Below are 16,026 nucleotides of genomic sequence, written 5' to 3' on the forward strand. Positions count from 1 at the left end.
GAGTCAAAAAATCAAACGCTGAAGCCGTACAAGTTGCAGGCGTTGTCCAGCAGGATCTGCCGTTGCACAGCGCTATCGGGTACACAGGCAGACAGCCAACGCAGCAGCGCTGCGTCATCGGGGGCCGCATCTCCGGTCTTGTGGATAGCGGGGTGCGGCCAGTTGCTGCCCCAGACCAGGCGGTCAGGAGACAGCGCAATAAAGCGCTGGGCGACACGGGCAGCGGAGGCGTAGCCCGGCGCCTCGGCCGCGCCATCCAGCTCTGCGCCGGACAGCTTGAGCCAGGCGCGCTGCTGCTGCAGCAGCTGGGCCACCACGTCAAATGCGGGATGCGTGCTGCCGCCATGGCCCGGCAAACGGGCGAGGTGGTCAAACACCACCGGCACTGGCAAATCACGTATCGCGGGCGCCAGCGCAGCAATCTGATCAGCACTGGCATGTAGCTGCAGATGCCAGCCCCAGGGTGCAATCAGCCGGGCCACCGCATGCATCTGGCCAGCAGCCACAGGCGACGGCCGCAGCAGGTTGAAGCGCACGCCACGGGCGCCGCGCTGGTGCATCGCGGCCACATCGTCCGCGCTCGTGCTGGCATCCACCACGACGACGGCGCGGGCAACGTCCAAGCCCAGCTCGGCCACCGCATCCAAGGTGCAGCGGTTGTCCGTTCCGTAGCTGGAGGGCTGCACTACCACCACCCTGCGGGTGCCCAGCCGCGCCTGCAGCTGCCGGTAATCGGCCACAGTGGCTGCGGGCGGATGGAGGTCGGCCCCAGCCGCATAGGGGTAGCGGGGATCGTTGATATGAATATGGCAGTCGCAGGCGCCCGCCCATTGCTGGCCTGACAGAACCGGCAGCGGCGAAGGCAGCGCAGGCGACGCATGCTTGCCGGTGGCTACCGCATCAGTCATCGATCGACACCTTGCTGGTCTGGGCCGCATTGGCCCAACGCTTGGCTTCCGCTGCCACATAGGCTTCAAACTCCACACGCGTCAGCGCCGTGGGCTCGGCACCCATCTCCCGGTAGCGCTGCTGAACCTTGGGGTCCTTCAGGGCAGCGGTCAGCGCGCTGGAGAGTTTGTCGAGGATGGCAGGAGGCAGACCGGCAGGCGCAAACAAGCCGGTGTAGAGCGTGGCATCCACCGCCGGGAACCCCTGCTCCGCCAAGGTGGGCACATCGGGCATCAACGGCGAGCGCACAGGGCCCAGCTGGGCGATGGCCTTGACTCGGCCATCCCGGATCAGCGGCGCGGCCGTGGTGATCTGGTCCACCATCGCATCCAGGGTATGGCCCATCAGGTCGGCCGCCGCAGGGCCTGTGCCTTTGTAGGGAATGACGGTAATGGGCGTGGCCGTGGCGGCCCGCACCAGCTCGATCGCCAGATGGGTGAAGGAGCCGTTGCCAGCGGTACCCACGCTGGCGCCGCCCGCGCGGCCCCTGGCATAGGCATTGAACTGCGCAAAGTTGCTGGCGGGGATATGGGTGGAGATCGTCAGCACCGCCGGATTGGTGGTGATGCCACCAATGACCGTGAAGCTCTTGACGCCGTCGTAAGGCACCTTTTTGCTGACCGCATTGGCCACCGCGTTGGGGCCGGAGTTGCCCAGCAGCAAGGTATAGCCATCGGGCTTGGCGCGGGCCACATAGGCCGCGCCGATCACGCCGCCAGCGCCGGGCCGGTTCTCGACGATGACCGGCTGGCCCAGCGACTTGCCAATCAGGTCCGAAATGGCCCGTGCCGTGAAATCGATGTTGCCGCCCGGGGCAAAGGGCACCACCAGGGTGATGGCGCGGGTTGGCCAGGCGCTTGCAAAGGCCGCCGAGCAGGCGAAGGCCAGCGCTGCCACTGCAACCTTTTTCGTCATATTGCGCATGTCTTGTCTCCTGTTATGGGATGGCATTCTCCAGTCGACAAATCATTCCGTCCATTGGATAATTTTCATAAAATAATTCCTAAAAGTTATCGATGGACATCAATTTCCGGGACCTCAAATACTTCGAAGCGGTGGCAGATGCCGGCCATGTCGGCCTGGCTGCCGACAAGCTGGGCCGCACGCAGCCGGCCCTGAGCAAGGCCATCCAGCGGCTGGAGGAAGCTTTTGCGTGCGAGCTGTTTGAGCGCAAGGGCCGGGGCATCCAGCTCACCGCCGTGGGCGAGGTGCTGCTGGCCCGGGCCCGGCTGCTGCGGGGCACGACCGAGGAAGTGCTGCGCGAGGTCAACGACTTCTCGCGGGGGCAAGCCGGCCATGTGCGCATTGGCAGCGGCCCCATCGCCGCCGACTATGTCCTGCCCGAAATCTGCAACCTGCTGCTGGCCGAGGCGCCCGAGACCACGATCGACATCACCACCGGGCCCAGCCTAATGCTCCGAGAGCGCTTGAAGGAAGGCTCGCTCGATCTGCTGATCGGCCTGATGCCGGACGACGATGAGGAGCTGGTATCGCATGCCATCGTCGACGACGTCGTCGTGGTCGCCACCAGCCGCCGGCACCCCGTGTTTTCGCTGCCGCAGATCACTGTCGAGTCGCTGCTACGCTGGAAATGGGTGCTTCCGCTCGAGAGTATCCCCAGCCGGCAATGGCTGGATGCCGCCTTCCGCGCCCGGGGCCTCTCTACCCCGCAGGTGCAGATCAACGCCAACTCCATCCCCCTGCTGCCCCGCCTGATTGCCCACAACGAGCTGCTGAGCTTTCTGTCTCGCCACACCTTGGCAGAAGCGCGTGGCCACCAGGCGCTGCGCGAAGTACCGCTCAAGGAATTGCAGCTGCACCGCAAGCTTGGCGTGACCTACCGCCGCTCCGGCTACCTATCGCCTGCGGCCCGCCGCTTGCTGAATCTGCTGCGGGAGCGGGGAAGGAGTTTGTTTGTGGGAGCTGGGGATTGAAAGCCACAGCAGAGCGCACCCCGCACTTGTGCAAGAACGCCACCCGGCCTCGGGCGCAGACACCAACATGCATCCGTAGTCCAAAAACTCGAATGCGGCATTGACGCTGAGGGCTGGCGCATGCAATCTATCAGCCAACAACGCCTATTCATCCCTTACAGGCAGAATTTCCCCCCCTATAGCCCCCCATCATTTCCCCAGAAAAGATAGAAAATGGACTGGAAAAGAGCGCTTGTCATCGCCGCACTGGTGAAGCAAAAGGTCGCAGAGGTGGATGCCCTCGGCTTATGGCAGCACATCCTTCCCGAAGTCGCCGCCAGCGAGCAAGCATTGGATGCACTTGAAATGTGCCTTGGCGAAAGCCTGGACTCGGGGTACAGAAGCTTTTTGCTGCATGCCGAGCGTTTCATTACCAGATTGACCTATTCGGTATCGACGATCTCTTGGCGGGGCCACGCGCTGATCGTGCGAAGGAACTTAGCGATTCGCTGGAGCGGCTGCCCGACTTGTGCGGATGCGACCGGTCAGAATTGATGGCAGTGGCGGTTTCCTCCGACGACATCGATATCATGCTCATGACACGGCCCCATGCAGGCGAACCAGGCCAGGTTTTCTGGTTCGGTGGCGGACTGATCGATACCTTCCCCACATTTGAAGATTTTTTCTGGCAATGGTCGACTACAGCCGGCTTGACTACCAGGGACTTCTTCACAACCAAACCTCGTAGACAGACACCGACGCGGGACCATCGCGAGGTTCGGCAGAGCTATGGCCTGGATGGCTCTGCACAGACTGCAGCGTTAATCTTTCGCCCAGTCCAACTGCCCCAAGCCCACGCCGTTGCCGTGGCGGTCACGTAAGCGGATCATGGCGCCACCTCGGTTCATCAATGGCTTGGGAGAGTCCCGGTTCCAGGAAGCACCATCACCAAGCCGAACTATGCAACTGACTTGGTTATCGGCGCTTCCCGTCACGGGTGGGCGGCAACTGGCTAGCCCGTCTTCCGAAACGGCTGCATTGCCTTCTATCTTGCTGAGGGTGAAGCTTGTCTGGAGCGCTGGCAGGAACCATTGCCCCAAGAATTCTTCGGGCCAGGTTTCTGCCCGTTCCAACTGCAGGCGCCTGATGCGAACAGGCTGCTCGCCGGGCAGTTGTACAAGGCCCGAAGTCCAGTACTGCCATTCTTCTTGAGGCTGGGCGTTGAACTTTTGGTATGCAAATTCCAAAAGCGCATCGCCTGCATGGCTACGCCATTGTGCAGGCTGCTGTACGCCCCCGATGCTGCGACCATTTGCATACTCATCCATCGGGATGGTCGCTACCGTAGCCAAGGTATCGACCCCTTTGCTCACATAATCGGCACTGCCCATATGAAAGCTGGGCTGTCCGTCGGGACGGTAGTTGAAAATCTGCAAGATCGCAGTGCTGCCTTGAATATCCAGGGCTAAACCCCTGCCTGGCTTTCCAGTTAATTCGTCCTCTACCACCCAGGTTCCATTGATAGGCATCAAGGTATTGAAATTTTCACGAGCCGAGCACTGCAAGGAACAAGCGCCTGGCCCAAATTCATTTCCGTCTGGATAATAGTTTTGCTGTGTATAGGGTGTTATCAATTTGCCATCGACTACCCGAGTGGAGCCCTTGATGCTGGAGAACTGGTCGAAGCCCGTCAGCTGCAGCGTAGTGACCGGCTGGCTTTCGCCAGCACCTGCCAAATCCACGAAGCCTGACAAATCATAGCCAGCCAATTCAAAGTTCAATCTGGCGATGTTGGGGCCTTCTGCGGGTTTCCCATCAAATCCCAGAACAGGTTCAGAGCCTGAGGGAAGGCATGTAAAGCGGCTTCTCAATCCATCTGGTTCACAGACCAGCTTTTGAAAAATAGTTCCGCCATACCCTCTGGGGTTGTACCCGTGCTGATGCATGGTGAGCTCGGTTCTGTTGTCGCGAGACCGCGAAAGTTCCGCCATCCATTGAAAGGCCACTTCTCGCTGTGCATTCAACACCAGCATGGTCATGAGACGCGTGCCGTTTTGCATGACGGGATTCGTCACGCCTTCCATCGCGGTGTCGACCAGGAATCGCCTTATCTCGGCTGCAGGCTCGCCAGGAAACTGCACCGTTCCTTTCAAGCCGCTGGTAAAGCTCACCGTCACATTACCCAGATTGGCGTCCTCTTTCGCATCCCGTGCCTCGCTGCCAAAGCTACGGCCACCTTGATAGCGCATCAGCGGGGCGGTGACAGCCGTGCCATCCATATGACCGGTGGCAGTGTAGAAGGTGGCATCCCCATTCTTCTCATAGCCAAATACCTGCATAAAAAACGTATTTCCCTGTACATCAATCGCCAGGCCACGTCCAGGCTTGCCGTCCACTTCTTGATTGATGACCCAGGTGCCAGCTTGTGGCGTGAAATCGCGCGCTGCCCAACTCGCGGCTCCTGATAAAGCAGCCAAAGAAACCAACATAGCCGAACGAATCACTTTTATGCATTGGGTGCTTTTCACTTTATCTCCTATGGTGCGCAGCAAGTATAGGGGATGCGTCGTTAATCGCTGGCTATCTACCGCCATCCTTTATTTATCCGCAACCCGCAGCCAATGCTCGCTGCGGAATACCTCTGTACACAAGCACGCTGTGAAGAGCGGTGTCACTCTCAGGCGTCAACAAACGAGCCCATGTCGTGGGTGCAAAAAATATTAGTTCCCAAACCAGCTGCGGCGGATCTGGCAAAAAACTGCCAGACCAGCCGCGCAACGAGGGACCGTTAGCCTGCCCCTCAGCCCTCTCGCCTCTGTTTGATCAAAAAATATGACTCCAATGCTATGCCATGCAAGCTGATCACAGCCAAGGCCTTCAGTCCTGCTTGCGCGCCACCACACGGCGCCCCACCAGGCCCATCCCGCCCACTAGCGCCGCCAGCAAGGCCAGCGCCCAACCCGACAGCGCAGGAACCGCAATGGGATTGGCGCCGCCGTTGCCTGGGGGCGCGGTCACCACCACCTGCGACGGGGTCAACACGACGGCCCCCGCATTGTTCGCATCGCCGCTGTAGGTCACAGTGATAGCGCGCTCGCCCTGCGCCAACGCGGAGGTGGTGCAGCGGGCAGTGGCGGTATCGCCCACAGTGGCAAGGGCCACGGGGCCGCCGCAGAGCACGGTGGGGCCATCGCTGAAGGTGACGGTGCCGCCAGGGGCGCTGCCGATCACCGTCGCGGTCAAGGTCACCGCCTGGCCCTGCTGCACTTGCTGCGGGCTGGCCTCCAGGCTGACCTGCGCGGCGGACTGGCCGACGGCGAAGCTGGCGCTGCTGGTTTGCAGCAGGGCCGGCTCGGCCAGGCTGGGGTTGAGCGCCAGGCTGGCGACGAGGCTCTGGCTACCGGCTTGGGCAAACTCCAGATCGTCAAACACGGCAATGCCGGTGGCAGTTGCCAGGTCTACCGATACCGGCGTGGTGGCCAACACCCGCTTGGCCAGGCGGCCCGTGCCTGGGCCTTGGGCCAGCTGCACGCTGCCCAGCGAGGCGAGTGCGCCAAGGGCTGGGTAGCTGGTACTGTTAAAGGCCTGGTCGTTTTCTTCCAATGTGACTTGTGGCGCTGGCAGCATGGGCGTGTTCAGCGCCACCGCTGATGGCTGCACGCTGAACTGCATCGCGTAATGGCTTTGCACGGCACCGGCGTCCACGCAGGATGCGGGCACCAGGCCGTCGGCCGCATAGGGGCGTGCGGCGCCGCGCTGGTCCAGCGGCGGCACGGTCACCCCAGCCGCGCTGACCACGCCCGCACAAATGCTGCGCGAACCGGGCAGCGCCAGCAGGGTTTGCGTGTTGCCGCCGTAGTGGCCCAGCGGTGCCAGCCCAGGGTCGATGGTCGTAGATGTGTCCCGGGTAAAGACATTGCCACCGCCATCAACGAAGGTCAGCCCTGTGCTGCGGATATCAGCCGCTGGCCCAGCGCCGCCGCTGTTGCCGGCCACAATGCTGTTCACCAGCGTCAGGCTGGGGGTGTTGCCACCGTCGGCTGCGCCACTGATACCACCGGCAACGCCGCTGCTATTGCCTGCCAGCGTGCTGTTCACCAGCACCAAACGGCTCTGGCCCTGGCTGAACAGGGTGCCGCCTTGGCCGGCCGCATCCGGGCTGGCATTGGCGCTGAAGGTGCTGTTCTCGATTTGCGCCACACTGCCCAGGTTGGCAAGCGCACTGCCACCCAAGTCGCCTTGGTTGGACACCCAGGTGCTGCCGCGCAAGCTTGCGGTGTGGCCCGATGCCACCAACAGGCCGCCGCCCAGCTGCGCAGCACTGTTGCTGTCGAAGGTGGAACCTTCAATCTCCAACGCACCCGTTCCATGCGAGTACACCGCCCCACCCGATCCCGCCTGGGCCAGCGTGTCATTGCCGCCGCTGTAGCCCCCGGCTGCGGCCACATTCTGCGCCAGCACCAGGTTTTGCAGCTGCACCATGCCGGTGGAATGGTTGAGCACCGCGCTGCCGCCGTTGGAGCGGCCTTGCGCCAAGCGCAGGCCCGCCAGGCGCACCGGCTGCGCGGTGGCCTCGATCTGCAGCACACGGCTGGCACCATTGCCGCTGACCGTCAGCACATCGGCGCCCGGGCCCTCGATGGCCACGCTTTTAGCCAGGCTGATCTGGCCATGGGCCAAGCTGATGGTCTGCGGCGCAGCGGGGTTGAACACGCTGGCATCAAACTCGATGACGGGCGCGCCGCCCAGCATATTGGCCTGCAGCACCGCATCGCGCAAGGTGCAGGTGTTGGCATTGCCCTGGGCACAGGCTTGTGGGTTGCTGCCATCGCTGTCGCCAGCGTTGTTGACCACATAGCTGGCCGCAAAGAAACGCAACACGCTGGCGGGCGTGATGGGGCTCATGCAATGGGTGTTGGGCGGGGCCACATAGCAGCCTTGGGTAAACACCTGTACCGCTGCATCACTGCCGCCCGCGCCGGCTGGCGCCACAAAGCTGAGCGACGTGGCTGTCACATCGAAAGGCTGGATATAGGTAAAGCCCGCAAATTGCACTTGGGCCGTGGCATCAAAGTGGCTGCCGTTCACCGTCACCACCGTGCCGCCTGCGGCATCGGCCACGGCGGGCGCCAGATTGGTGACGGTGGGCGGCAGCAAGAGCACCTGCGTGCTGGCCGAGCCTTGGGCCACTGGGTTGGACAGCGCATCTGCCACCGTGATCTGCTGGCTGCCCGTGGCGGCCAAGGTGGCGCTGAAACTGCCCGCGCCGCCGGAGAGCGCGGCGCCTGCGGGCAACTGTGCCCCGGCATCACTGCTGCTGAAATGCACGGTGCCGCTGTAGCTGGGCATCGCATGGCCATCGGTATCGAGCGCGTTGACGGTGATGTTGAACGCCTGGCCCGCAGCCACTTGCGCTGGCAGGCTGATACCGAAGCCGCCCAGCTGCTGGGCCGCAACGGTAAAGGCCGCGCTGCTGACCGAGGCCGCGCCCAGGTAGGCACTGAGGCTGACGCCCGCGACCGGCACGCCACCGGGCAATGTGAAGCCGACCGTGCAAGCAGCCTGGCCGCTGGCATTGCTTGGCGCGCAGCTGGCGCTGGAAGTCAGGCCCGCATGTGCGCTGGCAAGCAAGGCCGGCGTAACCCCCACCAGAGGCTGCCCGCCGCTTTGCACATCCACCGTCACCGGCAACGCCGCGCCCGGCGCCACCTGGCTGGGGAAAGGCGAAGGGCTGGCAAGCGTCAGGGTATAGGCCTGGCCTTGCACAGCACCTGCATCAATCACCGCACCCACGGTGGCTGGGCGCGGTGCGCCGATCTGGTCGAGCGCCTGCTCGCCTGCCGCGTAGCGGCCCAGGCCCAGTGCCGGCGAGCCCGCCAGGGGCGGCATCGTAGGCATGGTGCCGCCATAGGCGCCCAAAGTTGCCATGCTCACTTGCACCGCATCCTCCAGCCGAACGGTATTGACCAGGCTGTTCTGGACTAGGAAAGAGGCCCCTCCGACGACATCCGGATAGCTGTTGGAGGGTGCTGTATTGCCACGGATGATGGAGTTGACCACCAACGGCGCGCTGCTGCCCTCCTTATAGAAGCCCCCACCAAAACCGGTCGTGGCCAGGTTGGCGCTGATGGTACTGTTATGGATGACCACGCTGCCGCCAGAGCTGCTGTTGATGCCGCCCCCCCGGATGGCGCGGTTATTGGCAATGGTGCTGTTGTGAATCAGCAGCGCCGTGGCAGTCGGATCATTCTGGATGCCGCCGCCGTAGCCAAACGACGCGTTGCTGGCCGTGTTGTTGGCCACCGTGCTGTTGAGCAAGCTGAGGCTGCCGCGGTTGAGGATACCGCCACCATTGCTCGTGCTGGTGTTGGTGTTGCCATCGATCCAGCAGCTGTCGACCGTGAGCTTGGCAGCGCTGTTGATGCCTTGGCGCGCGCCACTGATGCGCAGCCCAGCGAGACGAACCTCCAAGGTACTTCCGGTACCGCTGGCGCCTTGGCCGGCATTCATCACAAACATGGTCTGCGAGCTGCTGCCCCTCAAGGTCAGCAGATGCGCACCCGGGCCCGCAATGTCCACGCTGTAACGAGGAGCCAATTGGCTCACCGCAATCGTCTGCGGAGACGAAAACAGGCCCGCGTCAAACTCGATGCGCGCCGCAACGCTGCTGTCTGCATCTGCATTGAGCGCCAAAATCGCATTGCCGAGGGTGCAAGTGCCACTATTGCCTGCACCGCAGCCGGACGCATTCACCGTAGCGCTGGTTACGGCATTGACCACATAGGTTTTGGCCTGGGCCGCCAGTGGCAGTGCAGATGCCAATGCCAAACTGCCCAGCAAGATCAGCTGCCGCAAGCGGCTCCCGGCGGCCCTTGCCTGCGCTGTGCGCTCAAGGGTCGTTGCCAGCCCAACTCTCCCGCATTGCGCCCGCCTGTCGACGTTACCGGCGTTGCCAAAACTAACCATAGTTACCCCCAGTCTTGTCTTGAGCGCAGACTAAAGGGGTAAGCCGGTTTTGCCATCCCGTAAATTAGTGATTCGGCTGCGGGTGGCGGGCTTTCAGGGCCTGCCCAGGGGAGATGTGGGGACTATCGAGGCCCATGCGCGGCACTGGGGCGATGGTCAGCGCTCGGGTGAAAGCCAATGCAGTCCGCTTGCTTATCAGCGTCCAGCCGCCAGGCTTCCCAGACCTACTCTGCGTCACCGATCGTGTGGCTTGGCCCAAGCGGAAGAATACAGAACAGATGCCTGGCATGCTGCCATCCGCTTCTGCTCATGCAAGGGCAAATAGCGGTTGGCCTCCGCGCGATGGCGCTTGCCGAAGGCCCCATAAGAGCCGGTACCTTGGTGCAGCCTGCACAACATGCCGCGCGTGAGTCCAAGGCTCAAGGTTGACCCGCCCCCTGCTGCAGCTGCCGGCTCAACGCCTCTATCTGGGCATCGATTGAAGACAAACGCGCATGGTCGCTGGTGCCCGGCGCCGGCCTGCGGGCCAGCAACTCCGCCCCTTCTTCCCTCAAGGCTGCCAATCTTTCAGCCAAATCCTGCAGGTTGCTAGAACGTTCTGATATTTGGTTTTCTTCAATTTTCTTTGAAAAATTAACTCTACCTATTTATTTGATGAAATCTATCCGGCGTTACAAAAACTACATAACGAAGCGATTTCCGCTTACAGAGTGCCCGTGCCAGCGCATTGAACTTTTCCGCCGAGCACGGTCCCGGCTGCCCCGGCTTTGCCAAGACCACAGCCATGCGGCATCTACCCCGCATCTGCGCAGCAGCCCCGTCTGAGGCGCAGATGCGCCAAAACAGGAGGCCTGCGCAAGCCCCGCGCTGACAGCGGGCTGCCGTGGTCCCCACTACGCTTTTGCGACGCGCTCAGCGCATTTCTCAAAACCACAAGAGCAGCACCACATGGTCAAACCCCAAAAGCCTTTGGCTTATGTCACCGATGCCTCGCCCGGCTGGCAGCGCATCCAGCGCGGCGACGGGTTTGTCTACCAAAACCAGCGCGGGCAGACCATCCGCAACCCGCGCCAGCTCGAGCGCATACGCCTCTTGGTCATTCCCCCCGCCTACACCGATGTGTGGATCTGCCCCGATCCGCAGGGCCACCTGCAGGCGACGGGCCGCGATGCCCGGGGGCGCAAGCAGTACCGCTACCACCCGCTGTGGCAGGAGCAGCGCAAGCAGACCAAGTTCGAGCGCATGGCGGCCTTTGCGGCCAAGCTGGGTCTGATTCGAAGGCGCATCCAGCGCGACCTGAAAGCGGGGGATACCACGCAGACCTCGGTGGCGGCAGCGGTAGTCCGCCTTCTGGACACCACGGCGCTGCGCATTGGCAACGACAGCTATGCGCGCGAGAACGGCTCGTTTGGGCTGACGACCCTGCGCAACCGCCATGTGACGATGCGCGCATCGCGCATCCGGCTGGCGTTCAAAGGCAAGAGCGGCGTGGAGCAGCAGGTGGAGCTGGAGGACCCGCGCGTCGCGCGCATCGTGCGGCGCTGCCAGGACCTGCCGGGCCAGCGGTTGTTCCAGTATGTGGATGACGCGGGCGAGCGCAAGCAGCTGCGCTCCGAGCATGTGAATGCCTATCTGCACGAGATCGCCGGTGAGGACTTCAGCGCCAAGGACTTTCGCACCTGGCATGCCAGCGTGCTGGCCCTGTCGCTGGCGCTGCAGTCGCGCAGCAGCGATGCGCCGCTGACGGCACCCGATATCGTCCGCCAGGTCGCCCAGCACCTGGGCAATACCGTAGCGGTCTGCCGCAAGTACTACATTCACCCGCTGGTGATGGAGGTCTGCGAAGGGCCCGAGGGCAGCGCGCGCTGCGATGCCTATGCGGGCAAGCTGCGCGGCAGCGCGGGATTGCGCGAGGCCGAGCGCACGCTGATGGCGTTTTTGGCGACTGGCAAGCGGCGGCGCAAACCATAAAACGGCTTTGGGCCTTCTCCTTTAGCGCATTGGGCAGCGGCTGCAGCGTGCATGCGCATGCCTGGCGCCAACCCTGGCGCAAATAAAAAACGCCGATATCTCCACGATATCGGCGTTGCGGTCCAATGCCTGGCGCAATCGGATCAGCGTCGTTGTGCGCGGCGCAGGCCCGCCATGCCCATGGCTGCAACTGCCAGCATCATCAGCACCAGCTTGGATGGATCCAGGGTCGTCACTTTCTTGAGCTGAGGAGTACCCGGGCCATTGGGATCAGTGGGGCCACCATCGGACGTATCTGTTTGGCGGTTGGTAAAGGTGCAAACCAGCTCCTCGACCGATACCAGGGCAACGCTCAGTTGCCGCGTGGCTACATCGGTGGTGATCGTGCTCTTCGGCGGGGCGCCATTTTGGTCGGTGCATTGGATGCTGGCGAGCTTCCAACCGGAGAGAACACCTTCCGTCCAGGTGTAGCTTTGGCCGGCTGCCAGGTTGTCGATGGTCTGGCTACCGGAGCCAGCCTGGGTCGCCACCGCCATGGTGGCGGGCACACCCGTGCCGGTGCCGGCAAAGCTGAAGCTAGCGGTTCCCGTGGCAGGGGTACCCGTTGCGGTTTGCGCCAGCTTGGCGATCGTTACCTTGCCAGGCGGCAGTGCAGCCAGGGTATTGGTCACCACCACCGTCAGGGGCGTCGCCGGCCCCAACACATTGGTAGGGTTCGGGGCAATGGTCGCCGTCCCCACCCAGGTGTAGCCATTGGGCGCTGCGGGCGGCGTATCTTCGGTCACCGTACAGCTGTCCTTGTCATAGAAAGTCAGTGCCGCGCTGTCCGCGCTCAAGGCGCCAGCGGCAACGGTGGCCGACCATGTCTGCGGTGCCTGCGCGCCGCAGGTGATGGTGCCGGTAAAGGTCATCGCTGCGGGCATGCCTGCAGCAGGCAAGCCTTGCACCTTCTTCGTGACGGTGATGGGCGAGCTGGTATTGAAGATCTGGAAGTTCACCGTGCTGCTGTTCGACGAGGGCACGGGGTCCAGCCACCCTGGCGCCACAGCGGCAGAGGCCGTATTCGCATAGGTACCCGCGGTGTTGCCGGCCGCTCCAGTGATGACAAAGCGCACGATGCCGCCTTCGGGAAGCGCAGGGATGGTGCTGGTCACCGTGTGGCTCGCCGCGTCGTAGTTCACCGCACCACAAATGGCATTTGGCGTCTGGGCAGCGCACATCGCATTGCCGTAGACAAAGCCGCTGGGCAGAGGGTCCGAGAAAGCCACGTTGTTCGCCGCAGCAGAGCCCGTGGCATTGGCCACATCAATGGTGTACACCACGGTGGAGCCGCTCACGCTGGTCGTTACCGGGTCCACCTTCTTGTTCACGGAAATATCCGCACAGCTGACAGGCAGCGATACGCTCGCCGAATTGCTGGCCGGACCCAGATCGATATAGCCTGCAGGAACGGAGGCAGAAAACGTGTTCTGGATAAAGCTCGACGCGCTGTTGCCACAAGACGGAACCGGGAGCGCCGTTGGCGTCATCGTGTAAACCACGGTCACCGCACCTCCCACCGGCAGCTTGGGAACGGCGGTGCTGAACAGCATCACATCAATACCCGCTTGGGACTGGTTGCCAAAATTCGATGCATCGGGGCACACCGCACCTCCCGCCGCAGTACAGCTGACAAAGGCCGTGCTGGTATTGATGTACTGGTAAGGCGCGCCGTAGGTGTAATTCGCAAAATTGGTGATCGAATCGGTGATCTGCACCTGGTCCACCGCATTGGGGCCGTGGTTGAGCAAGGTCATCGTATAGGTAATGGGCTGCCCTGCCACAAACACGTCGCTGCTTTGGGTCTTGGTGACTTCCAGATCGGTTTGCGGGCAATCGGGCGCGCGCGGCGTTTGAATGCTCACCTGCGATGCATTGTTGTCGTAATTGCTATCGGTCATGCCGCTGGGCAAGGTGGCACGGAATTCATTCTGGATGAATCCTGCGCCCGAGCTGCAGCGCTGCGTGCCCACAATGGTGGGCGTCATCGTATAGACAATGGTGAGCGCACCTCCGGCAGGCAGACTGGGCACCGTCGTGTTGAACAGGTTGTAATCAATACCCGTCGCCGAGATATTGTTGAAATTCGGGCCATCCGGGCAAACCGCGCCGCCAGAAGCCGAGCAGTCGACAAAGCTGGCTTCGATATTCATGTAATCGTAGGGAGCGCCCGCGTTGTAGTTGGCAAAACTGGTAATGGAATCACGGATATAGGTGCCATCGGCGGCATTGGGGCCGTTGTTCACCAGGGTCATCGTGTAGGTCACGGGGGCACCCGAGGTAAAGGTATCCGTGCTCTGCGTCTTGGTCACGGCCAGATCCGACTGCGGGCAGTTGGGCGATTGCGGTGTGGAGATGCTGACTTGCGCAGCATTGTTGTTGTAATCAGAGTCGGTCATGCCCGCTGGCACCGATGCCCGGAACTCGTTTTGCAAAAATCCCGCGCCCGTGCCGCAACGCTGCGCACCGGTAATGGTCGGCGTCATGGTGTAGACGATGGTGATCGAACCTCCCGAGGGCAAGCTGGGCACGGAGGTATTGAACAACACGTAGTCAATGCCAGTAGCAGACTGGCTATTGAAATTGGAGCTGGCCGGGCACACCGCTCCGCCCGAGGCGGTACAGCTGACAAAGGTATTGGCAATCGTCAGGTAGTCATAGGGTGGGCCTGAGTTGTAATTGGCGAAATTGGTCAGACTGTCTTGAATATGGGCGCCATCAGCGCTGGCCGGTCCATTGTTTTGCAACGTCATCGTGTAGGTGATGGGAACACCCGGTGCAAACACATTGCTGCTTTGCGTCTTGGTCACGGCCAGATCCGTTTTATAGGACATGGCGGTACTCACCACGCTGGTATTGGTGGCCAGATCGGGATCCGTCACCCCCACAGGGGTATCCACGCGGGCAGAGTTCGTGATACTCGAAGGGCCACTGCTGGGGAAATTCCCGGTGATGTTGATGATCACCCGCCCCAAAGCCGGAAAGCTGGGAATGGTGGCCGTCACACCCGAGGCGTCGATCGCCATGGAGCTTGGGCATGCCGCACCGTTGATGGCAGACACGCAGACAGCGGCAACATTGCTCAAATTGGGCGGCAAGCTATCGACCACACTGGCCCCACCCGCTGCACCTGGACCGTTGTTATCAATGGTCAGCACATACAAAAACCCATCCCCACCATTGGCAGATACCGGCCCTGTCTTGGTAATCTGCAGATCTGCTGTTTGCGCCTGCGCAAACGCCGGCAAAAGCATAAAAGAGAATAACAAGAAGCAGAAATTGGATATTCTCTTATTTATAGAATTAAATGACATATAAAATCTTTAAAAGAATTTATCAAAGGACGTCAACCCATCATTAACTGCAAGAAATGAGTTAATGCGTTTACCCAAAACCACCCACAAAATCGCATGAAGCCGCTCTCTGCGGCTTCTTCTGCCATGGCCTTTACCCACAGCCAAGGGCCATGAGGAAGTCAATCTCCAACCAACCTGCGATTGCAAACAATTGAAAAATTCTAATAAATATATGAATTAATCAAAGAAATCTATTTTATTTCAAACACGACATTGAGACTGTGAACAATCTCTGATCACATCTAGATTGCTGATAAGTTGATTGGCACTGACTTGGCGCAGCGCCGGAACCTGTGGCTGCCCGGCAGCGACCATCCACCCTCCGCGCTGGCCATCCAGCGTCGAAGAGTCAGCCCAAGCACCAGGAAGCCCTTTGTGGGCCGAGCGTCAGCGCTGCGATGGTGGGCAGAGGCCGCTAATATCCCGGTCGTGTAACTAAATGTCAATGACTGAAAACAGTGCCAGGGAAAACCCTTGCGCCAGCCATAGCCACTTGGCAGTGGAGCCCCTGCGCTCAAGTCCACCGGCTTGATAGGGCCCAGGCGGCATACCGCGCCAAAGGTGAAAGCCGGGGCGCCCAGCGCTGCCACGGGTACATTCGCAGCATGGGCAACCTGGTGGCGCCCTGCCCCAAGCTCTACCACCAACTCCAGTTAGATAGGTTGGCAGTCAGCGCCTTTGACCTGGCGCTGGGCTCGGCCTGCCGGGTTCGCCAGCGCCTGTACGATCTGGACGCTGTGCGCGGCACTGCGTGCCGCATGGTTGAGCGGCACCTGCTCAGAGCCCGAACTGGCAGCGGGAAGGAACCGCATGCTGTTGCCGGGACAAGCAGC

The 16,026-nt window shown here is 61.7% G+C and carries 8 protein-coding genes and 1 pseudogene; 3 read left to right on the plus strand and 6 right to left on the minus strand.

The window, feature by feature from the left end; translation table 11 throughout:
* Positions 1–11: 11 nt before the first annotated feature.
* Positions 12–908, minus strand: a complete 897-nt coding sequence (locus ACPEE1_RS15275; protein WP_182345419.1) for an amidohydrolase family protein — start codon at positions 906–908, stop codon at positions 12–14.
* On the minus strand, positions 901–1,872 hold the full coding sequence (locus tag ACPEE1_RS15280) for a Bug family tripartite tricarboxylate transporter substrate binding protein (RefSeq protein ID WP_260719280.1): 972 nt from the start codon (positions 1,870–1,872) through the stop codon (positions 901–903). Before ACPEE1_RS15280 ends, ACPEE1_RS15275 begins: the two co-directional genes overlap by 8 nt.
* Before the next feature lie 92 nt (positions 1,873–1,964).
* On the opposite strand from ACPEE1_RS15280, the gene ACPEE1_RS15285 reads away from it, so the two are divergent.
* The gene (locus ACPEE1_RS15285; protein WP_116925165.1) at positions 1,965–2,882 is read left to right on the plus strand and encodes a LysR family transcriptional regulator; all 918 of its coding nucleotides are present in this window, start codon (positions 1,965–1,967) and stop codon (positions 2,880–2,882) included.
* Between the two features lie 213 nt (positions 2,883–3,095).
* A complete protein-coding gene (locus tag ACPEE1_RS15290) occupies positions 3,096–3,416 on the plus strand; it encodes a hypothetical protein (protein ID WP_116925164.1) in 321 nt (106 codons plus the stop codon).
* Positions 3,417–3,682: 266 nt separating this feature from the next.
* On the opposite strand, the gene ACPEE1_RS15295 is transcribed toward ACPEE1_RS15290, so the two are convergent.
* Together ACPEE1_RS15295 and ACPEE1_RS15300 are read right to left on the minus strand one after the other, a co-directional pair.
* Positions 3,683–5,389 carry a hypothetical protein gene (locus tag ACPEE1_RS15295; protein ID WP_423933661.1) on the minus strand — a complete coding sequence of 569 codons (1,707 nt, stop codon included), beginning with the start codon at positions 5,387–5,389 and terminating at the stop codon, positions 3,683–3,685.
* Positions 5,390–5,738: 349 nt separating this feature from the next.
* Positions 5,739–9,683, minus strand: coding sequence for an IPTL-CTERM sorting domain-containing protein (locus tag ACPEE1_RS15300; protein ID WP_423933663.1), 3,945 nt, complete (start codon positions 9,681–9,683; stop codon positions 5,739–5,741).
* 1,092 nt (positions 9,684–10,775) lie between these two features.
* Here ACPEE1_RS15300 and ACPEE1_RS15305 point away from each other — a divergent pair.
* Positions 10,776–11,798, plus strand: a complete 1,023-nt coding sequence (locus ACPEE1_RS15305; RefSeq protein ID WP_260719277.1) for a DNA topoisomerase IB — start codon at positions 10,776–10,778, stop codon at positions 11,796–11,798.
* Positions 11,799–11,941: 143 nt separating this feature from the next.
* Here the strand turns inward: ACPEE1_RS15305 and ACPEE1_RS15310 are convergent, their stop codons facing one another.
* Entirely contained in the window at positions 11,942–14,737 is a 2,796-nt protein-coding gene (locus ACPEE1_RS15310; RefSeq protein ID WP_423936456.1) for a prealbumin-like fold domain-containing protein, read from the minus strand.
* Positions 14,738–15,151: pseudogene (locus ACPEE1_RS15315) on the minus strand (hypothetical protein); the annotation flags it as partial. It lies immediately after the preceding gene.
* Positions 15,152–16,026 lie beyond the last annotated feature (875 nt).

It is taken from the genome of Comamonas sp. 23, assembly GCF_049601575.1.
Lineage (GTDB): Bacteria > Pseudomonadota > Gammaproteobacteria > Burkholderiales > Burkholderiaceae_C > Comamonas > Comamonas squillarum.

Bases quoted from the DNA above. Each gene is read 5' to 3' on its own strand.
- ACPEE1_RS15305 (WP_260719277.1), top strand. From the start codon at position 10,776: ATGGTCAAACCCCAAAAGCCTTTGGCTTATGTCACCGATGCCTCGCCC.
- ACPEE1_RS15275 (WP_182345419.1), bottom strand. From the start codon at position 908: ATGACTGATGCGGTAGCCACCGGCAAGCATGCGTCGCCTGCGCTGCCT.
- ACPEE1_RS15285 (WP_116925165.1), top strand. From the start codon at position 1,965: ATGGACATCAATTTCCGGGACCTCAAATACTTCGAAGCGGTGGCAGAT.
- ACPEE1_RS15290 (WP_116925164.1), top strand. From the start codon at position 3,096: ATGGACTGGAAAAGAGCGCTTGTCATCGCCGCACTGGTGAAGCAAAAG.
- ACPEE1_RS15280 (WP_260719280.1), bottom strand. From the start codon at position 1,872: ATGCGCAATATGACGAAAAAGGTTGCAGTGGCAGCGCTGGCCTTCGCC.